The sequence below is a fragment of the Serratia sp. NFX21 genome, from assembly GCF_048517035.1.
Lineage (GTDB): Bacteria > Pseudomonadota > Gammaproteobacteria > Enterobacterales > Enterobacteriaceae > Serratia > Serratia quinivorans.
Genome location: NZ_CP183196.1, coordinates 542,538 through 568,074, shown reverse-complemented (window position 1 = coordinate 568,074; position 25,537 = coordinate 542,538). Strand labels below are relative to the sequence as shown.

The following is a 25,537-nucleotide window of genomic DNA, read 5'->3' as shown; positions in this document are numbered from 1 at the left end:
TACCTGTGGGAATGCCCCACAGGCATGATTAACAGGGTGAAAAAGTCAGATTATTTGTAGTCAAGAATGAAGTTGGCCACACTCTGGAACTTACCTGGGATAATTGACGTAGCATCGCCACCGTCACCTTTCAGATAAGCCGTGAAGCCCAGGGTCGCTTCGGTTGCACCCGCACTGATCAACTGACCGGTTGAAGGTTTACCCAAGGCAATAGGTGCATTACTGCCGTCAATAATAGCAATACTGGCACCTTGAGCGTCGCCGGTGATACCCAGCAAGCCGTCTTTCCCTGGTGCACCATCAAAGGTGGTCGTCACAGTTTGCGCGGTAGTCAGGCTACATTTTTCCAAACGAATTTCGAATGGTTTTGGTGAAGAAGTACCGCCATCCAGCAGAGCAACATTGGAAACAGCACCCAAATCAACCGTCTGGTCAACGGTATTAGGGTCAATTGAACACGGCGCATCAATAATAGAACCGGTAAAGGTGACAGTACCGTGGCCCTGGTCCGCAGCCTGTACACCAGATACGGTGCCAAATGCCAATACGGCTGCCATCATGACTTTATTCAATTTCATTTATTACTTATCCTTTAATAAAACAGTTTTGTCCTAATTGACGTTGTCATAAGTTCATTCACACAACCGCAGGGGAGGTATACTCCCCATTTACCAGCCAGCATCCCGGTAATGAATCTTGTTGACCGGACAAATCTTACTTGAGCAGCGCATCGGTTTATATTTAATTCTGTTTAATTGTAATTTTCAGATAAAAACTCGATTAATTAATGTTAATTAAGAATTAACTATCAAAAAGTGATAACAATGAAATACAGTGCAGTACGTAACTTCAATTAGAAAAACCATGAATTTTATGTGAAATAAATTAAATAAAGTAGAATTTGACTCCAGAGTGAAACCTCACTATCTTCCATCACAAGATAAAAATAAGACTAATCTTAATGGTAATTCTTAGTTAGATGCTCACACCAGAGGAATGAATCATCCCCATGAAATATATAATAAATACCATTATCGTTTTTGATCCGGTCACTCGAGATCTCGTGTTGAAAAACGACCCCCAGCTATCCGTCGAATTATCAAAACCGGCAAGTCGGCTGTTATGTGAGTTTATTGAGTACAATAATGTCACTCTTGTTAGAGAGGATATTATCAAAAGCGTATGGGAAGATTATGGTTTTACACCATCAAAAGGTAATTTAAGCAACAGTATTAGCGAGCTACGAAAAGCATTCGAAAGCTTGGGGCTCAATAAAGAAATTATCATCACCGTACCCAGAACCGGTTTCAAGATGAAAGCAGATATTCATCCGGTTATAAAAAATGAAGAAACCACCTCGGAGAGAGTGACAGAAGTCATAAAATCTGCGTCTACGGTGCCCCCTCCGCTTACATCTACAGATATGTTATCCAGCATAATAAAACCGGTAGATAGGAGAATCGCACAAAACAGTCGCTTGATTATTGCCGGTTCTGTTTCTATCACAATGATAGTCGGGCTTATTTTGTTCATGTGGCCTAAAAGCGAACAAATTCGCCTGGTAACCACCATAGGAATGTGCAACATCTTCGGTTTGAACAATGCCAAACCACCGTCTGATTTCACTATTAACGTAAATAAGATGATAGAAACTGAAGGGGTAAACTGTATCAATGAATCCGCTGACATTTATTACGCTGATCCCCGACCTAGCAATAGCCTTTTAAAGATACGCTTCATGGCAGTATGTAGAGACAATGGCACCTCCAAATATCAGAATTGCACCAATTACAAGGTCGTTAAGTAAGATGAAAATCAAAATAACCCTTACAATGCTGCTGATTACGCTTGTTCTCTGTAGCCTGCTTTACTATCACTACAAAAAAAATCGGCCATTTCGCTGTGATGCCCAGTTGGTTTCACATATGGAACAAGATGGCGGTAAGATTGATTTGAATTTAAATGCCAACATGATTTTCACTTTACATAATGAAAGCGTAGTTTCTTTTAATGGATCAGTTACTCAGGATGGGCAAGAATACCGTGTCAGCAGAAGGCTTTTTTTCACGATCACACCGTCAGAGTTAAACGGTGTCGATAAAACAAAAATTACACGTGAACAAATAAGTAAATTTGACAAACTGCCTGCGGGACTCTGGCAACAGTACATCTTTCAGGGAATCGAATTCTATACGCAAATGATAGCCGTCAATAATAACGGTTTTTTATTGCAAGACCTTTCAAATCCTTTCTTTGTCTGTGTTCGTTCAGATAATTAAGCTTAATTCTTTCATTTTTCACTCCCGATTAAATCGCTTACGCTATGTAAGCGATTTTTTATGGCTACAGATGATCTGGTTTATGGATACATTTCAGCAATCCGCAGGGTATACACCATGGTCGCATTAGGAGGTACTTTGGGAGGATATCCTTTATCACCGTACGCAAGTTCTGGAGGAACAACGAGCGTTATCGTTCCGTGATTTTTCAGTAGCTTAATTGCCTCTCTAAACAGGGGCGGGAACTGTTCAATGGGCTGAGACAAAGTTGCGCCACTGGCTTCCATATCCTGTATGACAGTACCATCGACCAAGGTTTCCTTAACTACAATATCGACGGCCGCTTTTTCGGGGAGCTTAGCATCACCCGCATAGTCAACACGGTACCAAAAACCGTAAGGCGCTTGGCTAACCCGCTTATCTTTCTTGAATTTATTTAGGTAGACACCACCACTTTGTTTTTGAGAAGTGATGATTTTCTCTCTCGCAACAGTAATCCGCTTTTCTGCAGTAGTTAATGCCTTATTTAGTTCATCATCCGTCAGCGATCGTTTGCCGGTAAAAGCGTCTGTAATACCCGCAAGGATCAGCTGTGTGTCTGCATTAACACCCCATTGGCGTCGTTCTTGCTGCATTTGCAAGATTTCTTCACCTAAAGATACCCCTGCCGCGTAATCCTCGCGTAACTCAGACTGTTTCAGTCTATCAGCATCTACCTGCCGGGGGAGCTTAGTCCGTAGGGAAGACAATTCTGTTCGCAAATTGGCCATTTCCCCTGCGGTACTGTCCAGTTCGCTTTGCATTAGCTCCCGCTGATGATGCAATTCTTGCTGCTGTTGCAGTAACGTTTTGTTTTCATTTTGTTCTACGGTCATCAACGCGTTTTGATTGGCTATTTCAGCGGATAGCGCTTGGCTCGATTTTTGAGCCTCAGACAACTGCTGCTGTAATTCGGTTTTATCCGTACGCCATTGTTGTTGCGCTTGTGCAATCAGTGTTTTTGCCTGATGTTCTGTCGGGGTAATGGCTAAAGCCTGACGAACACTCTGCGCTAGTTTACCTAACTGTGATAAATCCAGCGACGCGGTAGGTTTTGGCTTTTGCGCATGGGCAAGCTGCACCTCTAGTTGGTCAATGAGGGTTCGTTGTCGTTGAATTTCTTTATCTTTAATTTTCCAGGAACCACTTTGTGCAGATGGTTTTTTGTTAGCGCGTTGCTTCCCCTCACCGGGTTTGGCTGGAGGGGTAACAGCGGCTTTGTCATTGGAGCGGGGCTTTGTTTTTACCGGTAAATTTACATTTTCACTGTATTGTTCTGCAAATTGCAGCAATGCAGGTATGCCTGAGTCGCCCTCCTGCTGAGCGGCCAGAGACAATGTCGGCATTAAATGACTGAGTGCGAGGATACAGTACCAAGATGCAGCGCTTTTTAACTTCATTTGGGTAACTCAGCGCGTGTAACTAACACTTCAAGTGCCGCCTGCTGGATCTCAGAGCACAAATAACTTACCCGGTAACGGTACAGCGCATCAATAGTCTCCTGAGACTGATCGTTAACCTGGAAGCGCACTCCCGCATATTGTGAAGCACCCAGCATGAGGTTATCAAAGTCTTTCTTCAACGAGGGGTAAGATGTTGTCTGCAATCGACTAAGTACATTTAAATTTTTCTGGCACTGATTAAGCTCGCTGGCGTCACGCTCGGCCTTTTCATTCTTCATGGCCGGTGAAGCGGTAGCTGTAGTAACGGTTTTCTTTGATGACTGACAACCGCTGAGCAACAAACTTCCAAGTAACAAAGCCAAAGTGGCTGATATAGATGCAGTAGAATAACGCATATTTTATATTTCCCCTTCCATGCTGGATAACCCACCCTGTAACAGCCAATGGTATAATTCATGGTTGCGTTTGAAGTTCAATTTTCTCATCGCTGAACGTTTGTGCGTACTGACTGTTTTGTCTTTAAGGCTCATCACATTCGCCGTTTCCATCTGCGATTTCCCCTGTCTCAGGTAGCGCAGAACCTCACTTTCTCGCAGGGTAAGGTGCTGAGTTGTGCCCTCAAGTTCTGAACACGGAGGTTTGATTTGTTGCACAGATACCGCCTCTTCAAGTAGGCGATTAACCGTGTCGATCGATTGATGCCGGTATAACGTCCCGTTTTTTCGTACGGATTTAAATATATGTGATAACCGAATTTCTCTTTGATCCCGAATCAAAAAAAGCAATGGAGGAGCCATATCCTGTTGTAGCTTTTTCCAAACGGAAACAGTGACACCATAGCCAATCGATTGAAAAACGATATCTGCTGAGAATCCAGACACAGGCTGATTAATAAACTTCACGGCAATGCCTCTATTGAAATAAAAAACAGAGATCACATGCCGTAGCCCTTCCATAAAATACTCATCTTTGTCAATTATCAAAACGTTGACTTTTTTTATTGACTCCCACACGGTGGCACTCCCTCAAGTAAAAAACACCCAAACCTTCTCCCTGGCTTTAAATCTCCATATTATATGAAATAATTAAAAATAGGTTACATCTACATTCACAACGAATCAATTAAATTCATTAAAATTCAATAAATGTGAGATTTAATTCTTTTTTTAAAAAAAAATTAATAAGCTGATATGATTAAACTAACAAATGACATACTTTTGCCACACAGAAAAAAATAGTAATAATAATATTATAAATCAATATGTTATATAATTAATTTAAAATTAAAAGTATAAAAATCAAAGTCACCGGACAACAAAAACTGAAACAATCGGGAAGATAATGAAACAGTCGTCGGCATCAAAAAATAATAACAACCCACCGTATATGAGTTTTTTTCAATTTAATTTTATAGTGATATTAAAAATAATTTTTCATCCTCACCAACAAGAACTAACGAGACCATAGAAATGAAAAAAGAAACATCACACAACTGATGCGAATGTATCGCCATGGCATCGCGAGCTAAGTGGACGCTCTCTGGACAGTTTCCCTTTTTGTAACCTCGATGTAACTATAAACAGCATGTCATAAATTTAAGGTCATCATCTTAAACATCACGAAATCAATTATTTTATGCCCTGCATTCAGTAATTCAACCCTAATCAACAATGTCAGCATCCGCATAACCGAGCGGTGTCAGGCTTATACACGTAACTATCTACGTATCCATGACCTGAAGGGCATAGTCTCAGAGACAAAAAAACCGGCCGGAGCCGGTTTGGGGACTACTTTTATTATAATATCAGCCACAGTATGGCCCTAGTGATGCCCTGGTGTTGCCGTGTGTATTGTGTTCACTGCCACTATAGGCAACCTCATCAGCAGGCGTCCAATGGGTTCGGCAGATCAATAACCGCCGATTGATCGGCCACACCGATCGTCAACGCCACTTTATGCGATATCACACTTGGGCAACCAGTCCGCCTCGCACTCCTCACTCAACGTCAGGTTGGTTTGCATGCCCTGATTGGTTCTGCGTTTAAGCAATGTCAGCTCATGCTCCCTGAGCGTTTGTGGCACGGCTAACCCGAATGAGGTCAGGTTCATGGTATTTTGATGACCACGAGCCTCCATAAACGACAGGTAGGCATGGTAGAGGTAACGTCGTGGATTGGCCGGTCTGATATTGCCGTTCCCAATTAACATGCCCGCCGGGGTACTCAGGGTCGTCAAGTAGCCACAGAAGTCCATTAGCGGGTCTGATTGCCGCTTAATGGTTAACGCTTCCTCCGAAGTCTGTTGGGCCTGCAGCAAATCACGGGCATCATTCGGGTTGGCAAAGTGTTGCATCAGATGTCGGGCAATCACCGCCAACTCCCCACTGATTTTCTCCAACAGCTGTGGGTCACGCTCCTTCGCCGGTATCGCTTCGGGGAAGGTGATAATCACCCGACGACGCGAGACACCGCCGCTGCGGTCACTGAAACGCATCGGGTTGTTATTGACTGCCAGAATCACGGCAGGGATATAGGTTGAGTAGGCATCGCGGTATTTCGGGTCGATAGCCACCGCATCGCCCCCGGTGATGGCCTTGATACCCGCACCGTCACCGCTCCATTTCTCCTGGTCAGGCAGGATAATCAGCGAGAACCCGACCACAGAGGCGCGTTCCCGTGGTGATTCCAGGTTGTCGATGGTCGCAGAGGTGGTGTTGTCGGCTCCTGCCAGCAAACGGGCAATGGAGGCCATCACGCTTTTTCCGCTGCCACCGGGGCCGGTCACCTCCAGGAACAGTTGCCAGTCATACCGGTTCGCCAGCACCATAAACAGTGCCGCCAGAATGCGTTCCTGTTTATCGTGATTGTTCCCAGCCGCCCGCGTCAGCCACTGCCAGAAATGCGGCGCATGGTCGGCCAGGTTTTCTCCCGTGCGCGGCGGCGTGTAGTCCACGCTGTTGACGGTGCGTAGCCAATGTTCTTTACGGTGTGTGCTGAATTGTCCGCTGACGGTATCAAACACCCCATTGCGAAAGCCTATCAGGCGTCTCACCGGTTCGCCCATTTGTGGCACCATCAGCTTGAGCGTGTCCAGAATGCTGTTGATACCGGCCGCCGAGAACGGCGCACGGACCTTCTGAAACAGTGCGGCAATCTCCCGGCTGAGCTGCCGATGCGGCAGCACCTGCCAGGCACCCTGCGTATAGCGGCACAATTCCTCACCGACCAACGGCACCGCCAGGGTGTTGCCATAATGTTCAGCCAGGAGTTCTGCCTTCTCACTGGCGCTCATGGCTTTCAGGTCAGCATCGCTGAGCGTATCAAACGGGCTGGGCTGCTGGGGCTGGCTGAAAGCCGTCAATTGTGCGAGCGCGACCAGTTGGCCCTGTTGCAGGTAAACGTCGTTCCAGTCACCGGTTTCTGAGGGCAATGCAAGCTTGCCGCCGCTCAATTGGGCGGCCTCTGTTGCCCGGGTCTGCCCGGTGCCGTTCTCGTCATTATCGGCTGCCAGCAGCAACGCCGAATCAGGGTAACGGGTGCGCAGCTGTTGCGCCATCGCGGGCAGGTTATTGGCACTGAGCGCCACGCAGACACTTTCCCCTGTCAGTTGATGCACGGTCAGGCCGGTGGCATAACCCTCGGTCAGCCAGATAACGTCAGTATTCTGGCCGGACAAGAAATGACAGGCGTCTTTCACCTGCCCCCCGGCCAGCGTGCGCTTGTCGCCTGCGGTATTGATTAACTGGATGTTGACCACTTCCCCTGTGCTGTCGGTCAGGGGTAACAACAGGTCGCCGGGCTGGTAAGTGATACCGCCCACGCGCAATGACGGCCCCTGTAATGTCAGGGTATCGGTGTCCGGCCAGCCTTTGGCGGTCAGATAGGCATTCCCCGCGTGTTGCCGGGCGCTGGCAAATAGCTGTCTGGCCTGCTGTGCTGCGTTATTTCGCACCTGCGCTTTGTCCTGCTGTTTCTGTTGAAGGTTCTGCTCCGGCCATACGGGTTCGATTTGCTCACCCAATACCCCGGCCACCTTCACGGCGGCCTCTTTGGCGGTCACGGCCAGTGCTTTCTCAACCAGATTCAGACCATCGCCACTGCCGCACTGGTTACAGAACCAGGTACCGCGCCCCTGTTGGTTATCAAAACGAAAGCGGTCTTTGCCGCCGCAGGCCGGGCAGGGTTGCGGTTTGCCGTTCGGTTGCAGGGCAATGCCAAGGGCCGGGAGTATCACCGGCCAATGGCCGGTGGCGGTGCGTACGGTCTGTGAAACGAAATGGGCGTTCATCGTCTTGTTCTCCCTTAATGCACGGTGGCGTGACTGGCAGTTGCCATATGGTCGCAGCACAGCTCGTCCATCAGCTTCTGCCCCAGTGTGGTCAGGCGCGGTGGTGCCACCAACACATCTGGCTGCACCATGTCGCTGAGCATCGTGCACGCCATGTCCATACCTGCTTCTGCGCCGTGCTGTTGTACAAAGTACCCTTCCAGGCGCAGGGCAATTAGCATCTGCAACTCGTCCAGCGTGTAGCTGAGGCTCACCCGGTAAAAGGCACAGGTGTCCCTATAAGCCTGTGCCACGGCGCGACGGAAAACGGCGGTACGGACTTCAATCGGTAAACAGGATTGGGTACTCATGCGGCGGGTGCCTCCATGCTGGCAAGAAGTTGGGGTTCACAGGTGTTGACGACGTGGCCGAGCTGGTCAGTCAGCACGGCGATGACCGAGGCGAAAGCAGCCTGTTGAAAGCCATCTGGACATTGTCCACTCAGGTCAAGGCTGTCCAGCATGTCGAGGAACAGCACGCCGGTAGAATGCGCATGCTGAAGACGCAAGAAGTCCGCATGCGGAATGGCGTAATGGGTTTCACTGTGGAAACGGGCGGCGAGCGTATTCATGCCACCCCCTTTACGGGCAGGCGACCGGCAAACGCCAGAATGTAGTCACGCGCCAGCAAACGTCGGGCACTATGCTCAGAATCTGCCACGGTGCGCAGCATGCACGGGGTTGCCGTCAGGGCAGTACGGCGAATGGCCGCAAATAGAAAGCAGAATTTGGGGTGAGTCGTGGCAAGGATAGTAGCCATGGTGGCAGCCTCCAATAAGTATTGGTTATTGCTACCACCGAAGTTTCCACGCTTATGGGTGGTAGCCCAGACGGGGGTGGAAATACCGGCCTTATTGGAAACCGGCCTGACCGAAGTCAGCCCCGCCTGAGCCACCATTGTTTGACTGCTGCGATAGCATAACATCCATCGCGCAAAAAATGAGCGCACTAAGGCTACGACATAAAAAAACACGCCTGGCGCGTGTTGTGTCGCCAATAAGTTACTCGGGTTTCCACGCCCGGCTGCCGATTTTGCGACAGCGGAGGGACTATAGCGCAGGGCCGGACGTGGGGGCAAGCCGTAAGCCCCCCCGGACGTTCAATCGATCGCATAGTGATCAACGACCGGTTTGTAGGTGGTGATTGGTGTCGGCGGCTGCGTCGCTCAGAGACACCGGCCCGGCGCAAAACTGGTGAGGTGTGGCCTGGCGGCTGGTCAGACGGATGACACCGTGTTTAGTGCTGCGGTGTTCCGGCAAGACGATATCCGGGTGCTGGCGCTGCAGCAGGATAGCTTCGGCCACAAACAGCGCGTCGTTATCGTTCAGGGTAAAGCGGTGTCGGCCCAGGGTTAACTGCATCATGCGGTGGCCCCCTGATAACGGGTGGCAATGCGCTCATCCATCCACTGCTCCACTTCGGAGGCCAGCCAGGCGACATTTTTGCCACCCAGCGAGATTTGAGCTGGAAACTGTTTGCGGGTCATCATCTCGTAAACGGTAGAACGTGACAGACCGGTGGTGTAAAGCACTTCCGGCAGACGAATAAAGCGTTCGCGTGGGGTGTAATCACTGTGCACAGCAGGGGAAGGTGTGGCGTTAACGGGGCGGGAAACTGAAAGCATGTATTGCTACCTCTTTGTGTCCGGCCAGCTCTGACCGGGACTGTGTGAACTCTGGTAGCGCCCTATTATGTGAATATTTTGGGGGTTGGCAACAAGGGGATGTTGTGTGGTGGATTAGGAAATCGTATATAAAAACAACAAATTACACCGAATCACATTAACCCATCACTCTTCGTCATTCCTCGTTATTACCCCATAATTTTTAGCAATCAATGAGGGGTTATAAATAGGTAGGAACATCAAAAATAAGTCTAACTGCGGCTAGCCAGAGAAGAGATTATTTTTGGTTGAGTGCACAGTGGTGAACACTGAGTGATGAGTTTAAAACTCACTAGTCACGGTTTTATTTATTGATTTAATTATATTTTTACTTAATTGAACAGTAGTGAATAGTTTATATAAGAATTAAAACCTTGGTGGTGGTGTAAGTATCCCAGCAAAACGAACCATTCACTTTTAGAGATCTTCCGACATACTGATTATGTCCCTTGAGGAGATCGCCATGCGTAAAGCCCGATTCACCGAACACCAGATCATTACCGTTCTGAAATCCGTCGAAACCGGACGTACCGTCAAGGATGTCTGCCGTGAAGTCGGTATATCTGAAGCCTCGTACTACAACTGGAAAGCAAAGTATGGCGGTATGGAAGCCTCTGATATCAAAAAGATGAAAGACCTGGAGGATGAAAACCGACGCCTCAAACAGATGTTTGCTGATCTCAGCCTTGAGTGCCGGACACTTAAAGACGTCATCGAAAAAAAGCTTTAAAACCAGCGATAAAGCGTGAACTCGTCAGCTATCTGACGGCGCAATTTGCCATGAGTTTACGCCAGGCCTGCAGGACGTTATCGCTGAGCAGGACGGTATATTTTTATCAGCCCGATGCCCGGCGTGATGAACCGGTGATCCATGCGCTGACTGAACTGGCAGAACGCTATCCGCACTACGGTTTTAAGAAGCTGTTCCAGTTGCTGCGCAGACAGGGCAATACCTGGAACCATAAACGCGTTCACCGGATTTACTGCCTGCTGAAACTGAATTTTCGTCGTAAGGGAAAACAGCGGCTGCCAGTGCGTAATCCAGCACCACTGGCGACGCCGCAAGCGTTAAACCAGAGCTGGTCCATCGATTTTATGCACGATGCGCTGGTCTGCGGCAGACGCTTCCGGACCTTCAATGTGGTGGATGATTTTAACCGTGAAGCGCTGGCGATAGAAATCGACCTTAATATCCCGGCGCAACGCGTCGTCCGGGTGCTGGACAGGATCGTGGTAAATCGCGGCTATCCGTTGAAGATGCGGATGGACAACGGGCCAGAACTGGTTTCACTGGCGCTGGCGCAATGGGCCGAAGAACATGGCATGCAGCTCGAATTTATCAAGTCGGGTAAGCCAACACAAAATGCTTTTATCGAACGGTTCAACCGGACATACCGGACAGAAATCCTGGATTTTTACCTGTTCAGAACACTGAATGAAGCACGGGAAATTACAGAGCGCTGGCTGACGGAATATAACAACGAGCGGCCTCATGAATCCCTGAATAACCTGACGCCGGAAGAGTACCGGCTGATGGCTGAAAAACCGGAACTCTCAAAAAGTGCGTGGAACTAATGCTGGGATACTTACAGTGGTCTTTCAGCCAGCGTTTAGAACGGTTACCAAAAAAAACTCTACCGGGAAAACAGCGGTGCTGTACGGTAGCCGTGCCGATTGGCCCCATTGATCGCGCAGGCTAAATCAGAGATAAATCCTAACCATCAACATGATGTAATGACCAAGCGCACTGTCAAACTGATGTTGTAGCATCCTCAATCCTCACACGAAAACGGCCTTTTTCCTGGCTAGCCTGTGCCAAATTACGCGTGCATGCATAGGGTGCATGATTTTGCATGCAATAAAATGCATGTCGTAGACCTTCCCGCATCAGTACTGGCGCGGTTTGCATCCCTTAATGTACCTGCATGAAAAGCGACACATAAAGCGGGCAGGCGAGGCGGGGGTAGTATTGCGCGCGCAGAGGTTTGAGCAACTCTTCGTTTAGTGCGTCAGCGTGTCGCTGGGGCGTCTATTCATTGCGATTTAACTCAGTAGGGTGCTGGCACTATCATGCTGTGGCAAGGCGCTGAGTGCACTTCTTTTTGGTTTATGAGTATGCCAGCCCGCAATAGGGGGAGAACTGTACTATGAGTTAACTTGGTCGATCACTTGCATTATCGAGTTATAGCAGGCCGCCCAGCATTCTACTTTTTACAAAGTAAATGAGAGTGTGGCGGAGTGCTCAACCTGCCGCACGGCTCTACATTACTCACTTAATAATACACATACTAATGCCCATTTCAGATCAAATTATCCTTGGGGAAAATCCCTGCTGAGCCATCTAAATTTAAATCGACCAGCTTTATATCACCGCTATTATTCACTACAAAAGAAGGACCTTTGTTTTCTATCAAAACCACTTGAATATCTAATTGACAAGAAATTAAATGCTTATAAAAATTATCCGTTAGACTAATAGGGTTGACGTCTTTTTTTTGTATATCCCTTTTCTTATCAAAGTGAGTAACCAATGGACTATCTAATAAAACAAATCCAGTTTGAGGTTTGTTTTCTTTAGCAAGGAATTCAGCTAAAGATATTGTAAAACAAGCATATATAACAGCTCTACTACCTTTTCCATATAGCGATCTTTTCTTACCATTTATAATAAAGTCATAAGCATCATCATCAAAATAAACTTTATTATCACTACTATCATTAAATCTAATAGCATTAAGTCTATTTTTAAACTCTTCTACCAATCCATTTATTTCATATGTTTTTAAACTATCAAAATCACTAGGATCGAACTTATCCTCATCAATACTCTCTTCTTTTGACATCAATGAATCAATAATCTTGTGCTTAGTCAAATCAGATAAAATAAACTCCTTATACTCATAAAGATCTTCAATCTTCCTTCTTGAATCTTTCAAATCAATATTATGTAGTTGATCATGACCTTCTAACTCCTCATGTAGAATACGCTCACTATCCAAGATGGAGAGGGTCACATCATCAAGCTCTTTTTCATTTGATTCTATTGATTTGATTAACCCAGATAGCTGAGAGTTTATTTTTTTTGACTCTGCCATACAGGAAAAATGATAATCATCATAACTAATTTCAGGTGTGTTTTTTATTGAATGCCCGCATTTTTCGCATAATTCATCAGAAAAGTTCTCCAAAAAGAAGTTGGCTTGAGAAATAGAGTTTACTCTTTGTAAGTCTGATAGATAGCAATCCTTTAATATAGAAAACCTATTAATCAGCATGGCAAGATAACTCTCTTTGTTCTGTAGATTACTAATTTCGCTTCTAATTTCATTAATCAAAATTATTTTTTCATTATAGATGTCCAACAAGTCATCATTTTCTTTAATCAATTTATCTATTTCAATTTCAATGCTATCTATTCTTTCATTAATGGAAATAAGTGACAACTCAGGATATATAATACCTTTTCTTATTTCATCTATTAACTCATTCACTTGCCTTTTTAAAAAAACCTTTTCTTTCTTATTTGGCTTTTCCTCGCCTATAGTCGCGTCGTCTCTCTGAGTAATAAGAAATTTAAATTCAGATTTATTTTTGACATGATCTGCATATTGATCAGATAATAAAAGTGACTGTTTAGTTAAAATACGTATTTCATCTATAAAAAAGAAATTGAGTACATTTCCTAAATTTACCTTATTAATCCCACCACTTCCATTTACTCTAACCTGAGCTTTATTGAAGGATAGTTTGCCATAAAAAATAGTGTTGAAGCTATTTTTAGAACTTGCAGTCTTCATTATGTTTTTGATAAATGTATTAGGACCAGTCGTATCTATTCCACCCGAGTATAACTTATAGTTACTATTATCATGCAAACCCCTTTCTATTGTGAGATGCTCGTCCCCTAATGAAAACTCAATATAAGCCGTATCGTATCCCTTGGCTTCACCAATATCTGCATTTTCTAATTTCTCATCACCAAAAAGATAGCGGATCAGATTATAAAGATATGTTTTACCAGAGTCTGAACCTCCGACAATGATCGTCAACTTTGAGCCAAACTCTATCGAAACTGTAGTAGATAACATCCCGGTTATTGCTATTTTTTTAATGTTAAAATAACTACCCATTATTTAGCTCCATATCTAATCTCCCAAACTTTGATACCACCATCTTTTTTAATTCTTTAACACTCAAGGAACCAAACTCTTTTTTTATTAATTTTATATTTCGCTCCATTTTCACTATATATTCATTTTGTATTGCGTTGGTAAATGAAAATGTTTTATCCGTAACCATATATACAAATCCTTCTCTCGCAAATACCTCCGTTACTATTCTATATTTTTTCATCAACTCTAATGAATCGTTAAAAATCTTCCTCTTTATTGCTAATTGTGTATCTCTTCTTGGAATGGCTGGGTGCAGACTTTCTTGGTCAGGAAGAAAGTCCTTGAGATTGAGAACCAGAAAATCAATACAGACTATTCTCTCAATACTTAAACCAGTTGGGTTGAACTCCATTAATACTTTGGCTACACGTATAGATATCTCAAGGTTTGAATTATAAACACTAATCATAGCTATATCTTCCATTTCAGATCCCCATCGTTAATCAAATGATGGCAAATACCTTTCTTATCAGGAACCTCACATATTTTAGATAGAATAGGATGAGATATGTTTGTCAATGATGCCTGATTGAGAATATCATTACATCTATCAAACGAATTGCTATGTTTTTTATAAATTACGCTTTCGATAGAGGAACTAATATAGCTTTTGAATATCCTAAAATTATCTTCTATAAATGAATCCCTCATATATCTACTAAGAGACGATGCGAAATAAAAATCATTTCTACACCCTTTAAAATGATTATTATATGGGCTGATGAGACTTTTAAGATCCAAATTGTCCATTGCAGATACTTCAGAGTAGACATCTAACAACTGACCTACATATACAGATTCAATGATCGGGTCATATTCTGGTGTTACACAAGGAAACTCTCTAGCACAATAAAGTTCGTTGAAATATTTAAAAAACAATGGCTTTTTTGAAGTTTCACTCAATACTCTTGACAATGGTACCGAGTAAAAAATATCAAACTCAAAATCATTTATATAATTAATGAGATCTTGGTCAAGTGGAATTTTAGTTTTTTTTGTAATTTCCTTGCTAATTGACTTATCCCAACAGCCTAAAATTTTATCCTTCAATCCATCAGGATTTTTTAATAATTCTGAGAAAGCAGTAGACAGAATCTTTTGGTGCCACAAAATAGTACTTTTCTGGAACCGGAAAGTCACCGCACTTAGAAAAGTAGATAAGCTTTCCAAACTCAACAACAACATCTGAGAAACTCAATCTATTAGCATAAAACTTACATTGGTAATTATGCCATTTGTAACCATTTACATTAGGGTCAGTTAGGAAACCAACAATATCTCGTCCTTTATCACCAGCTCCCCCAAGCCTTTCATGAGTGATATAGGTAGTCGCATGACACTCTGTTAGCCAATCATGTATGAACTCTTCCCATGTAGCATCATCCCAAGTCATGATCGTCGCTAGTGGCTTCCCCATGCGATACATCCACCCTTTTAAGCTAAAAAGACAAGTTATTTGCATACCATTGCATCATATCTCTACGACTTTCAAGATATTGAGCATGATTATAAATTCCCCGAATGCCATTTTTATCCACATGAGCAAGTTGCATCTCAATCCATGCAGAATCAAACCCCTGTTCATGCAGGATAGTAGACATCGTATGCCTGAAACCGTGACCGGTGGCTCGCCCCTTATATCCCAGCAGCTCTATTACTTGATTCACACTTTCCTTACTTATAGGCTTTCTGCGGTTGTTTCGTCCAATGAAAATGTAAGGATAGTGACCTGTGATCGGTTGTAGCTGTTTAAACAGTTCAACCACCTGAGTAGAGAGTGGCACAATATGCGGGCGACGCATTTTCATGCGTGCTGCGGGGATCTCCCAGATTGCACGCTCAAAATCGATCTCTTCCCACGTGGCAAAGCGCATTTCTTGCGTGCGCACGCCGGTCAGCATAACGATCTTCGCTGCATTCTTGGTGATGATGCTGCCGGTATACCCTTCCAAATCCTTAACAAAGTAAGGCAGTTCCTCGGCCGAAAGGAACGGATGGTGCTTTTGTTTGGGAACGGCTAATGCACTGGCAAGATCAGGCGCTGGGTTGTATTCCGCCCTGCCGGTAATAATTGCGTAGCGGAAAACCTCTCCGCAACGCTGGCGTACCTTGCGGGTTTTCTCCAATGCCCCACGCTTCTCAATCCGTCGCAACACTTCCAGCAACTCCAAAGGCTTAATCTCAGCAATGGGGCGTTGACCAATATACGGAAACACATCCTGCTCAAAAGTGCGCATGATTTCTTCCCTGTAGGCCAGAGTCCATCGGTCAGCCTTGTTCGTGTGCCACTCGCGGCTAATTGCTTCAAAGGAGTTCTCGACAGAAAGCTTTTGGGCGAGCTTTAGCGCCTTTTTCTCGGCTACTGGGTCAATGCCATTCACAACCTGCTTACGGGCTTCCCCGCGCTTTTCTCGCGCTTCAGCTAGCGTCACCAAGGGGTAGGTGCCAAAGGACATCAACTTGGCTTTTCCGGCATAGCGATAGCGAAAACGCCAACCTTTACTCCCATCAGTATTGATAAGAAGGGACAGACCTTGGCCGTCGTTGATGGTGTAGGGCTTTTCCTGCGGTTTGGAGCGTCGAATTTGTATGTCAGTTAGAAGCATGTGTATAAGTAAATTCTGTGTATAAAAACTTTATACGCACCACTATACACATTTTTCACGGATTCAGGCAGTAGCGTACGGACTTATACGGACAGAAATACCAATCAATGCATTGATTTATATTGTTTTTATGGATTTACCAGGAACTATCAGGACAATGTTTGGCGGAAGATCACAGGAGTCGAACCTGCCCAGGACCGCTGGCGGCCCCAACCGGATTTGAAGTCCGGCCGCCCCACCGGGGACGAGGATCTTCCTTCGGGAACAGGAAGCAAGGGGCTGATTATAGCGCAGTTTACCCTTGGCGCTAAGAGGGAAATAGCGCTAGCCCCCGGCACTATGCCGGAGGCAGGCAGGGTTAAGGTTTCAACAGTTCCTTCACGTCCAGCAGGATAAACTCGTTGTCATCCGCCACGTTCGGCTGGCGGCTGGAGGAGAACGGGAAGTTATTATCGTTGCCGACGATGATATGGCTGCCGTCCACCACGTCCACGTTTTCAATGGTGAAGAACGGGAAGGTCAGCACGCCGTTGTTCAGCGGTTTGCGCGCCAATTTGTTCGGGTCCTGGATGTTCATCAGGTCAATATAGGCCAATTTATCGACCGGTTTACCGACGTTGTCGTCAGAAAAGGCAATTTTATATACCCGTTTAAACTTCGCCACCTGACTGAAGCAGTTGTCTGTGGGGGCACCCGCAGCGCAGGCTTGGTCCGCCGTGCCTTCGTTATTATCGCGCTCGATCACCAGGCCATGAGTGGCGTCGATCATATTAAAATCGCCAATGGCGTTCTGGTTGTCTTCCAACACGTATTGCCAACTGCGCCCGGTCCAGGCCTGTTGTTTCACGTCAAATTCCAGCACCCGCAGGTAGCGTTTGCCATCGATGTTCTCGAATTTTTCACCGTCCCACAGCGCGCCTTCCAGCAACGGGTACAATTTGCTGCCGTCCGGTGATGCCGCCATGCCTTCAAAACCCTTGGAACGTGCCACCTGGAAGTTCTGTTTGCCATCCGGTGCGCCCGGCAGGGTCAGCGTCGGGTTATCCGGCGACTTCACCACCTTGCCGTCGACCTTGGTATCGAACACCGCCAATACCTTACCGTTCAGATCGGCCTTAATCAGGTAGGGGCCAAACTCATCGCCAATCCACAGGGCATTATCGGCAAACTGGAAGCTTTCCGGGTCAAAGTCGCTGCCGGTCAGGTAACGTTTATCGGTGCTCTCATTGATGATATGGAAGGGAACATTTTTGTCCGGATCGTGCAGAAACACCGTTTTCAGCGGCGTCACCGTGCCGTTGTCAAAGTCGATTTTGTAGTGATTGAGGTACAGCATGGCGTCCGGCGAATTGGCCTTGCTGCCAAAACCATTGTCGGTCAGCACCCAGTAGGTGCCGTCGGGCATATGTTTGATGCCGGAATGGCCCTGCAGCGGCTGCCCGTTGATCGGCAGGCCAATACCGGTCATGCGATCGGCGGATTTACCCGCCACGCTGCCCAGTTCGGTCACGCGTTTGCCGCTGGTGTATTTACCGCTTTGCTGTAAATCGGCGGGGGCATCCTGCGGTGCGGCAACGTTGGATTTCACCGCCAGTAACGCGTGCCCGGCCAGGGTTGCCGGCACCGGTTGGGCTTGCGCCCATAGGTTAGTGCTCAGCGCCATACAGCCGGCCAACAGTGCCAGGCGGGTTTTGGTTATGTGCATGTCTTGGTTCCCTTTTTGTTGTTATCACCCAGAAGTAAAAGCAACGTCACTATAGGGAACCGCAATGACAGTAATATTATTCGGCGAACGCCCGCCGGTAGCTGTGCGGATGGAAGCACCAGGTGATGGCGATCAGCACCACCACCAGCAACGCATGGATTTGCCAATCCAGCACAAAACCGCCGCTGTAATCACGCAACAGGCCGGAAATATAAGGCGTGGCTCCCGCCAGCAGGAAACCTATGCCCTGCATAAAGGCCACCAAGCGCCCCGCGGCCGCCGGGTGCGGAATATGATCGAGCGCCAACACCAGGCACAGCGGGAAGGCGCCACCCAGCCCCAGGCCGGAAACCAGCACCCATAGCCACGGCAACGTCTGCGGCAGATAAATCAGGCCGATGAAGCCGATCAACTGCATGACTAATGCCAGCAATAACAACGGCCGTCGATCCAGCGATCGCGCCAGCGCTGGCAACAGCAGCGCCCCGACGACCTGCCCGAAGGTCATCAGTGCCAACAGCGATCCGCTGGCCTGCGGCTGCCAGCCGAGCTGCATATAATACGGCGGCAGCCAGGCGATCAGGCTGGTATAGCCGCCATTGATCAAACCAAAATAGGCACCGAGCAACCAGGCACGACGGCTGAACCACAGGCTCGGCCCAGAGGAGGTTCCGGATGGCGTCAGGCGTGCCAGGCCACGGCTGACCGGCCACCAAGCGATTAACGCCACCAGTGCAGGTACCGCCCACCAGGCCAATGCACGGTGCCAGTCATGGCCGACACTCATCAGCCAGGGGGTCATCGCCGCTCCCAGACCGCCACCGCCCATCAGAGCCGCCGACCATAGCCCGGCCACCAGCGCCATCTGCTTGAGAAAGTGATGTTTGATAATGCCGGGCATCACCGCCTGGATCACCCCAATCCCCAGTCCACCCAACACCGCGCTCAGCAGTAATTGCGTGCTGCCCGGTGCCAGCTCACGCCAGGCGGCCCCCAGGCCAATGGCCAACAGGCTCAGCACTACGCTGGTACGCTCGTCGAACAGGCGGTTGATCGCCCCACCCGCCAGCGCCATCAACCCCATCATCAGCACCGGCAAGGTGGTCAGCAACGCCGCACCGCCAAAGCTCAGCCCGGTGGCCTGCCGCAACGTCGGCAACAACGGGCCGATCGAGGTCAACAGCGGCCGCATATTCAGGCCAATCAGCACCAGCGCCCATAGCAGGGGGTTGAACCAGCGGCGTAAGAAAGGGGGAGCAACAAATTGATTTAACACGATCTATTCCTGAACTTCCGGGATGAAGAGTGCGGGGTCACAGAGTGGCAGCCGCAACGTTGCCTTACTCTAGGCTTCCCCGTTAGTATTGGGAAATTAAATAATAAAATAGCCAACAGTGGAAAAATGAATCGTTACCCGATGTTCAATCCGCAGTTACTGCTCAGCTTTGTCGCAGTATGCGACAGCAACAGCTTCACTCGCGCCGCAGAGCGGGTGTTTTTGTCGCAGTCGACCGTCAGCCAACAGGTGCGCCGCTTGGAAGAAATGCTGGGTAAACCCCTGTTTGAACGTTCGTCCCATCAGGTACTGCTGACCGAGGAAGGCGTCAAGCTGTTGAGCTATGCGCGGCGCATCATTGCGCTGAATGAAGAGGCGCACGACGCCTTGACCGGCATCTGGCGCGACGGCGTACTGCGGTTGGGGATGCCGGAGGATTTTGCCGCCCCCACCACCGAACTGCTGGCGGAATTCAGCCGGGCGCATCCGCATCTGCGGCTGGACGTCACCAGCGGCCTGAGCGCCGATCTGCACAGTGCCTACGCCCGTGAAGAGCTGGATCTGATCCTGGTTAAACAACGCCGTAGCCAGCCGCCGCGGGCCGCCCGGCCGGAACCGCTGCTGTGGCTGGACAGCCTGGCCTTCCCGGCAATAGAACAGTCACCGGTACCGCTAGCGGTATTCCCGCTCAATGGGTTATATCGCGATGATTTGTGTCAGGCGCTGGATAACCTCGGCAAGCGCTGGCGTATTGGCTACAGCAGCGCCAGCCTGGCCGCACTCACCGCCGCGTCTGCCGCCGGGTTGGGCGTCACCCTGCTGCCGGCCGGCTGCCGCTTGCCCAGCCATCGGGTTCTCGGCAGCGCCGAAGGGTTGCCGCCGATCGACAACATTGAGCTGGCGCTGTACTACCGCGACGGCGCCCCCGCAGCCACTCCCGCGCTGGCCGAGCGGCTGAAGGCGTTTTGTGGGCTGATGTGAGAAGATTATTCCAAAAATTGCGGATGTTTGAGTTGCAGCCAATCGTTAACCGCCAGCCAGAGTGCGCCTGCCTGTTCCAGACAGGCGGACACCGCCGCATCCGTCACCAAATCACCTGAATAATCGGCGATGTTACGTTGTTTCCTCAAAGCATCCAGACAGATCATTGCCTCACGCGAAATACCCAGGGTCAGCGGCAATGATTGGATCATGAGTTGATGATGACCGGGTTTATGGGTCGAGGTCCGAAAACCTTCCGCCTGCAGGGCTGCATTGGCGATTTGCATGACCGCTTTATACGCCGTGTCAAAACGCGTTTCATTGCTGAGCAGAGTGATACTGGCGTCATGTCGATTACGCGCAGCGGCGGAGAGTAATTTTCTGATTGCACCCGCGTCAGGCTTTATTGCCTCCAGGCCAAGGCCGATCAGGTTGTCTAACGTCATCCTTGTCTCCCAAAATCCCTAGCTGAGGCTTACTCATAATATCCTGAATAAAAGCTGAATTTTCCGCCAAAGCCGCCTGCCACTCGACTGGCGAGTACAGCTTGGGGTTAATTTCCCTACCCAGCTCCTGCTGCAGAGGGTAAAACGCGTTGATCACCTCTGAGAATGACAGGTTGCCGACGATCAGGACGTCTATGTCACTGTCATCCTTGGCCTTACCACTGGCAATCGAACCAAAAATAAAGGCCAGTTCAAACTCAGCGTTAAGTTCAACCAATGCCTGGCGCAAACGCTCGACCATCCCGGAGGTTTTGCGGAAAATAGCCACCAACTCAGGAAAAATCAGGCAATCAGGGTTAGCCCGATAGCAGATTTGGTTTCCCTGTTGCTGTCTGAGCAAGATGCCGCCCTGTGCCAGTTTGTTCAACTCTTTATGTAAGGTACCGGCCTGAGTTGCGGTCTGACGCGCAATTTCTCGCACATGAAATGCCTTTTCTGGCTTATTTAGCAACAAAGTTAACACTTTTCGCCGATATTCACTGAACAGGAGAGCAAGCAAAGGATCGTACATAGCGCCTCGTAATGTAGCCTTATTAGCTACAAATGTAGCCAATAAGGCTACATTAGACAAGCAAACCCTAATACCCAACCTCGCCATAACGCCCACGGTAATCTTTGGGCGTCATGTCATAACCTTTCTTGAACACCGAATAAAAATACTGCAGTGACGGGTAGCCACACATCTGTGAAATTTCGTTGATGGTCAACGAGGTAGCCGTCAGCAGGTTGCGGGCGCGATCCAGCTTTTCCTGATGGATCATATGGTGGATAGTTTCGCCGGTTTCATCCCTGAAGCGTTTTTCCAGGTTGGAGCGCGACAGGCCAATCGCGTCCAGCACCTGCTCGACCTTGATGCCCTTGCAGGCGTGATGACGAATGTAATGCATCGCCTGAATTACCGCCGGATCGCGCAGCGAGCGGAAATCGGTAGAACGACGTTCAATCACCTTCACTGGCGGCACCAGAATGCGCTGCAGCGGCAGCTCACGGCGATCGAGCAGTTGGTGCAGCAGCTTGGCGGCACGATACCCCATCTGACGGGTACCCTGCGCTACCGAAGACAGCGCCACCCGCGACAGGTAACGCGTCAGTTCTTCATTGTCGATGCCGATCACGCAAAGCTTTTCCGGCACCGCGATGTCCAGATGTTCGCACACCTGCAGCAAATGGCGCGCCCGCGCATCGGTCACCGCGATGATGCCGGTCTGCTGCGGCAAGGTCTGCACCCAGTCCGCCAATCGGTTCTGCGCGTATTGCCAGTTATCCGGCGCGGTGGCCATGCCCTGATACACCACGCCCTGATACTGCTCCAGCGCGACCCGCTGGCGGAAAGCATGCTCACGCTCCTGCGCCCAGCGTTTACCGCCTTCGCTGGGCAAACCATAGAAGGCAAAGCGATTAATGCCCTTTTCTTTCAGGTGACTGAATGCCGCCTCCACCAGCGCCTGATTGTCGGTAGCAATGTAGTGCACCGGCGGATAGTCCTCATCACGGTGATAAGAGCCGCCCACCCCGACAATCGGCACCCGGACGTTATGCAGCAGTTGCTCGATGGCCCCATCGTCGAAATCGGCGATCACCCCATCGCCCAGCCAGTCCTTGATGTTGTCGATACGGCAGCGAAAATCCTCTTCGATAAAGATGTCCCAGTCACATTGTGAGGCCTGTAAATACTCACCTACGCCCTCAACCACCTGGCGGTCGTACACTTTATTGGCGTTGAACAACAACGTAATGCGAAAGCGCTTTTCAAACATGCCACATCCCCGGTAAACGAACTGCCCTCTGGGTCTGGGATAGCACAACTATCTGCAAGAACAGCAGGCATCACCTCATAACTGTGAGCTCAGACGCTATTCTTTTATGCCCGGCGCTTGGTGGCGGAGTCCATCCATACCGCCAGCAGCAAAATGGCGCCCTTGACGATGTACTGCCAGAAGGTCGGCACGTCCAGCATGCTCATGCCGTTATCCAGCGACGCCATAATGAATGCGCCCATCACCGCGCCGGCCACGCTACCGATGCCCCCCGCCAGGCTGGTGCCGCCAATCACGCAGGCGGCGATGGCGTCCAACTCGGCGATATTACCCGCCGAAGGCGAACCGGCACCCAAGCGCGAACTAAGGATCAACCCGGCAATCGCCACCATCAGGCCGTTGATGGCGAACACCGCCAGCTTGGTGCGCTCGACGTTAACGCCCGACAGCCGCGCAGCGTCAATATTGCCGCCGATGGCGTAGATCCGACGGCCAAAAGCGGTGCGGGTGGCCATAAATATCCCCGCCAACATCAGTGCGGTGAGGATCAGCACCGGCGTCGGTACCCCACGGTAATCATTGAGCAAATAGATAGCCCCGAGCACCAGTAGCGCCAAAATGCTTTGTCGGGTGACGTCACCGCCTGCTGTCGCCACCGGCAAACCGAGCTGGGCACGCCGACTGCGTCGCCGCCACTGCCAGGCGACAAACAGCATCAACCCAACGGCACCGATGCCAAAACCCAGGCCGTTCGGCAAATAGCTCTGGCCAATTTGCGACATCGCTCCGCTGGTCGGCGCGACCGTGGTGCCATTGGTAATGCCGATCAGGATGCCGCGAAAGGCCAGCATGCCCGCCAGGGTAACGATAAACGACGGAACCTTGCGATAGGCCACCCACCAGCCGTTCCAGGCCCCCAACAGCAGGCCGGCCAGCAGCGTCACCACGATGGTCAGCGGCAGCGGCCAACCCAGCCAGACGTCAAAAATCGCCGCCGCCCCGCCCAGCAGGCCCATCATTGAGCCGACCGACAGATCGATTTCTGCCGAAACAATCACGAACACCATGCCGACCGCCAAAATACCGGTGATCGCCGTCTGGCGCAGCAAGTTGGAAATATTACGCGCGCTGAGATAGGCCCCTTCGGTGGTAAAGGTAAAGAACAGCATAATGACGACTATCGCCGCTAACATCACAAACACCTGCAAATTGATGGATTTTAGTTTCACTATGGGGTTTTTCTCCACCATTGCCGGCACGATCGCTTCAGACTGCGTGTTTTTCGACATCTGTTTCACTCCTCAATGCAGCTTCCATCACCTGTTCCTGGGTCAAACCCTGGTTGACCAACGAAGCCTTGATACGCCCCTGGTGCATCACCAATACCCGATCGCTTAATCCCAACACTTCAGGCAGCTCCGAAGACACCACGATCACCGAAATACCCTGCTGGACCAGCTGATTGATTAACTTATAGATTTCGTGTTTGGCACCGATATCGATACCGCGCGTCGGCTCATCCAGAATGAGAATTTTCGGCTTCAGTAGCAGGCATTTGGCGAGTATGGCCTTCTGCTGGTTGCCGCCGCTCAGCCGGGCTATCGCCAGTTCGGGTGAGGAAGTCTTCACTTTTAACTGCGCCAGCGATTGGCGAATGGTCGCCTGTTCCCGTGCATCATCAAGCACCGTCAGTACGCCGCTAAAGTCGCTCAGCGCCGCCAACGTCATGTTGGCCCCCACGCCCATCACCGGCACGATGCCATCACGCTTGCGATCTTCCGGCACCATGGCAATGCCATATCGCATCGCCTGGCGGCAATTGTTGATGACGGCCGGCTGGCCATTGAGGCTAATGCTCCCCTGCCAACGGCCAGGGTAGACGCCGAACAGGCACTGCATGGTTTCGGTGCGCCCGGAGCCAACCAACCCGGCGACCCCGAGGATCTCGCCGCGTCGCAGGCTGAAAGAAACATCGTCCACCCGACGAACGTGACGATTCACCGGGTGCCAGGCGGTGAGATTATCCACCTGCAGGATCACCTCTCCGATATCATGCTGTTGCTGCGGATAGAGCTCGGTTAATTCGCGCCCAACCATCATGGCGATAATGTCGTCCTCACTCATTTCCGCTGCCGGGCGCGTACCGATATGCTTGCCGTCGCGGATCACGCAGATCAGATCCGAGATCGCCTTCACCTCATTGAGCTTGTGCGAAATGTAAATGCAGGCGATACCGTGATCGCGCAGATCCTCGATGATCGCCAGCAGCGTAGCGGTTTCACTTTCGGTCAGCGACGCCGTCGGCTCATCGAGCACCAGCAGCCGCACCTGCTTGTTCAGCGCCTTGGCAATCTCCACCAGCTGTTGCTGCCCCAGGCCCAGTTCGCCGATCGGGGTGTTGGGATCCACCGCCAGCTTGACCTGCGCCAGCATCCGTCGGCAGCGCAGATACATGGCGTCATAATCCATTACGCCGTACCGGCGCCATTCATTGCCGAGAAACATGTTTTCCAGCACCGTCATCTGCTTCACCAGCGCCAGCTCCTGATGAATGATGGCGATGCCTTTCTGCTCGGTGTCGCGAATATTTTTCGCCGCTAATAAATCATCAGAGAAATAAATATCGCCCTGATAACTGCCATGCGGATATATACCGCACAGCACTTTCATCAGGGTGGACTTTCCCGAACCGTTTTCACCACACAGCGATAATACCTGGCCTGCCTCTAACTTCAGGCTGACATTATCTACCGCCTTGACCGCACCGAATTGCATGGTGATATTTTTCATTTCTAATAGGCTGGGCATTATTCCCTCCGGATTAC

General features: G+C 49.4%; 25 protein-coding genes and 1 tRNA gene. 4 read left to right on the top strand and 22 right to left on the bottom strand.

Annotated features, from left to right (window positions below; genetic code table 11):
• Window positions 1–50: 50 nt before the first annotated feature.
• Entirely contained in the window at window positions 51–578 is a 528-nt protein-coding gene (locus tag ACNT1W_RS02640) for a fimbrial protein (RefSeq protein ID WP_419246382.1), read from the bottom strand.
• A gap of 431 nt (window positions 579–1,009) precedes the next feature.
• On the opposite strand from ACNT1W_RS02640, the gene ACNT1W_RS02635 reads away from it, so the two are divergent.
• Both ACNT1W_RS02635 and ACNT1W_RS02630 read left to right on the top strand, forming a co-directional pair.
• Window positions 1,010–1,807, top strand: coding sequence for a winged helix-turn-helix domain-containing protein (locus ACNT1W_RS02635; RefSeq protein WP_419246381.1), 798 nt, complete (start codon window positions 1,010–1,012; stop codon window positions 1,805–1,807).
• A gap of 1 nt (window position 1,808) precedes the next feature.
• Entirely contained in the window at window positions 1,809–2,279 is a 471-nt protein-coding gene (locus ACNT1W_RS02630) for a hypothetical protein (protein ID WP_419246380.1), read from the top strand.
• Between the two features lie 80 nt (window positions 2,280–2,359).
• Here the strand turns inward: ACNT1W_RS02630 and ACNT1W_RS02625 are convergent, their stop codons facing one another.
• The 9 genes from ACNT1W_RS02625 to ACNT1W_RS02585 all read right to left on the bottom strand — a co-directional run bounded on the left by ACNT1W_RS02625 (window position 2,360) and on the right by ACNT1W_RS02585 (window position 9,670).
• Entirely contained in the window at window positions 2,360–3,718 is a 1,359-nt protein-coding gene (locus ACNT1W_RS02625) for an FKBP-type peptidyl-prolyl cis-trans isomerase N-terminal domain-containing protein (protein WP_419246379.1), read from the bottom strand.
• Entirely contained in the window at window positions 3,715–4,116 is a 402-nt protein-coding gene (locus ACNT1W_RS02620) for a hypothetical protein (protein WP_419246378.1), read from the bottom strand. The genes ACNT1W_RS02625 and ACNT1W_RS02620 overlap by 4 nt, the downstream gene beginning before the upstream one ends.
• A gap of 3 nt (window positions 4,117–4,119) precedes the next feature.
• A complete protein-coding gene (locus ACNT1W_RS02615; RefSeq protein ID WP_419246377.1) occupies window positions 4,120–4,734 on the bottom strand; it encodes a response regulator transcription factor in 615 nt (204 codons plus the stop codon).
• Between the two features lie 940 nt (window positions 4,735–5,674).
• Window positions 5,675–8,008 (bottom strand): primase-helicase zinc-binding domain-containing protein, encoded by a 2,334-nt coding sequence (locus tag ACNT1W_RS02610; RefSeq protein WP_419246376.1) that lies wholly within the window; start codon window positions 8,006–8,008, stop codon window positions 5,675–5,677.
• A gap of 14 nt (window positions 8,009–8,022) precedes the next feature.
• Complete coding sequence (locus tag ACNT1W_RS02605) at window positions 8,023–8,358, bottom strand: DUF5375 family protein (RefSeq protein WP_419246375.1); 336 nt, start codon at window positions 8,356–8,358, stop codon at window positions 8,023–8,025.
• Window positions 8,355–8,618 carry a hypothetical protein gene (locus tag ACNT1W_RS02600; RefSeq protein ID WP_141130869.1) on the bottom strand — a complete coding sequence of 88 codons (264 nt, stop codon included), beginning with the start codon at window positions 8,616–8,618 and terminating at the stop codon, window positions 8,355–8,357. Before ACNT1W_RS02600 ends, ACNT1W_RS02605 begins: the two co-directional genes overlap by 4 nt.
• On the bottom strand, window positions 8,615–9,043 hold the full coding sequence (locus ACNT1W_RS02595; RefSeq protein ID WP_419246374.1) for a host cell division inhibitor Icd-like protein: 429 nt from the start codon (window positions 9,041–9,043) through the stop codon (window positions 8,615–8,617). The genes ACNT1W_RS02600 and ACNT1W_RS02595 overlap by 4 nt, the downstream gene beginning before the upstream one ends.
• 121 nt (window positions 9,044–9,164) lie before the next feature.
• Complete coding sequence (locus tag ACNT1W_RS02590; protein WP_419246373.1) at window positions 9,165–9,410, bottom strand: hypothetical protein; 246 nt, start codon at window positions 9,408–9,410, stop codon at window positions 9,165–9,167.
• On the bottom strand, window positions 9,407–9,670 hold the full coding sequence (locus ACNT1W_RS02585) for a helix-turn-helix transcriptional regulator (protein ID WP_419246372.1): 264 nt from the start codon (window positions 9,668–9,670) through the stop codon (window positions 9,407–9,409). The genes ACNT1W_RS02590 and ACNT1W_RS02585 overlap by 4 nt, the downstream gene beginning before the upstream one ends.
• A gap of 502 nt (window positions 9,671–10,172) precedes the next feature.
• Here ACNT1W_RS02585 and ACNT1W_RS02580 point away from each other — a divergent pair.
• A protein-coding gene (locus ACNT1W_RS02580; RefSeq protein ID WP_419246371.1) for an IS3 family transposase occupies window positions 10,173–11,284 on the top strand; the annotation gives its coding sequence in 2 pieces (ribosomal slippage) (window positions 10,173–10,434 and window positions 10,434–11,284; 1,113 coding nt in all).
• 725 nt (window positions 11,285–12,009) lie between these two features.
• Here ACNT1W_RS02580 and ACNT1W_RS02575 read toward each other — a convergent pair.
• The 7 genes from ACNT1W_RS02575 to ACNT1W_RS02545 all read right to left on the bottom strand — a co-directional run bounded on the left by ACNT1W_RS02575 (window position 12,010) and on the right by ACNT1W_RS02545 (window position 19,468).
• A complete protein-coding gene (locus tag ACNT1W_RS02575) occupies window positions 12,010–13,839 on the bottom strand; it encodes a hypothetical protein (RefSeq protein WP_419246370.1) in 1,830 nt (609 codons plus the stop codon).
• The gene (locus ACNT1W_RS02570) at window positions 13,832–14,305 is read right to left on the bottom strand and encodes an ABC-three component system middle component 2 (protein ID WP_419246369.1); all 474 of its coding nucleotides are present in this window, start codon (window positions 14,303–14,305) and stop codon (window positions 13,832–13,834) included. The genes ACNT1W_RS02575 and ACNT1W_RS02570 overlap by 8 nt, the downstream gene beginning before the upstream one ends.
• The gene (locus tag ACNT1W_RS02565) at window positions 14,293–15,066 is read right to left on the bottom strand and encodes an ABC-three component system protein (RefSeq protein WP_419246368.1); all 774 of its coding nucleotides are present in this window, start codon (window positions 15,064–15,066) and stop codon (window positions 14,293–14,295) included. The genes ACNT1W_RS02570 and ACNT1W_RS02565 overlap by 13 nt, the downstream gene beginning before the upstream one ends.
• Window positions 15,067–15,320: 254 nt before the next feature.
• Window positions 15,321–16,487: a tyrosine-type recombinase/integrase gene (locus tag ACNT1W_RS02560; protein ID WP_419246367.1), complete on the bottom strand. Its 1,167-nt coding sequence runs from the start codon at window positions 16,485–16,487 to the stop codon at window positions 15,321–15,323.
• A 162-nt stretch (window positions 16,488–16,649) separates the two neighbouring features.
• A tRNA-Sec gene (locus ACNT1W_RS02555) sits at window positions 16,650–16,744 on the bottom strand.
• Window positions 16,745–16,845: 101 nt separating this feature from the next.
• Window positions 16,846–18,192: an esterase-like activity of phytase family protein gene (locus ACNT1W_RS02550; protein WP_261099659.1), complete on the bottom strand. Its 1,347-nt coding sequence runs from the start codon at window positions 18,190–18,192 to the stop codon at window positions 16,846–16,848.
• 76 nt (window positions 18,193–18,268) lie between these two features.
• Window positions 18,269–19,468 (bottom strand): CynX/NimT family MFS transporter, encoded by a 1,200-nt coding sequence (locus tag ACNT1W_RS02545; protein ID WP_012004579.1) that lies wholly within the window; start codon window positions 19,466–19,468, stop codon window positions 18,269–18,271.
• A 126-nt stretch (window positions 19,469–19,594) separates the two neighbouring features.
• Between ACNT1W_RS02545 and ACNT1W_RS02540 the strand changes: the two genes are divergently transcribed.
• Window positions 19,595–20,449: a LysR family transcriptional regulator gene (locus tag ACNT1W_RS02540; RefSeq protein WP_017891192.1), complete on the top strand. Its 855-nt coding sequence runs from the start codon at window positions 19,595–19,597 to the stop codon at window positions 20,447–20,449.
• Window positions 20,450–20,454: 5 nt separating this feature from the next.
• On the opposite strand, the gene ACNT1W_RS02535 is transcribed toward ACNT1W_RS02540, so the two are convergent.
• The 5 genes from ACNT1W_RS02535 to ACNT1W_RS02515 form a co-directional block, all read right to left on the bottom strand.
• On the bottom strand, window positions 20,455–20,895 hold the full coding sequence (locus ACNT1W_RS02535) for a hypothetical protein (protein WP_017891191.1): 441 nt from the start codon (window positions 20,893–20,895) through the stop codon (window positions 20,455–20,457).
• Entirely contained in the window at window positions 20,846–21,466 is a 621-nt protein-coding gene (locus ACNT1W_RS02530) for a nucleotidyltransferase domain-containing protein (protein WP_259191402.1), read from the bottom strand. Before ACNT1W_RS02530 ends, ACNT1W_RS02535 begins: the two co-directional genes overlap by 50 nt.
• A 67-nt stretch (window positions 21,467–21,533) precedes the next feature.
• The gene (gene xylR, locus ACNT1W_RS02525; RefSeq protein WP_017891190.1) at window positions 21,534–22,712 is read right to left on the bottom strand and encodes a D-xylose utilization transcriptional activator XylR; all 1,179 of its coding nucleotides are present in this window, start codon (window positions 22,710–22,712) and stop codon (window positions 21,534–21,536) included.
• 104 nt (window positions 22,713–22,816) lie between these two features.
• On the bottom strand, window positions 22,817–24,001 hold the full coding sequence (gene xylH / locus ACNT1W_RS02520) for a xylose ABC transporter permease XylH (protein WP_017891189.1): 1,185 nt from the start codon (window positions 23,999–24,001) through the stop codon (window positions 22,817–22,819).
• Window positions 23,979–25,520: a xylose ABC transporter ATP-binding protein gene (locus ACNT1W_RS02515; protein ID WP_112363441.1), complete on the bottom strand. Its 1,542-nt coding sequence runs from the start codon at window positions 25,518–25,520 to the stop codon at window positions 23,979–23,981. The genes xylH and ACNT1W_RS02515 overlap by 23 nt, the downstream gene beginning before the upstream one ends.
• Window positions 25,521–25,537 lie beyond the last annotated feature (17 nt).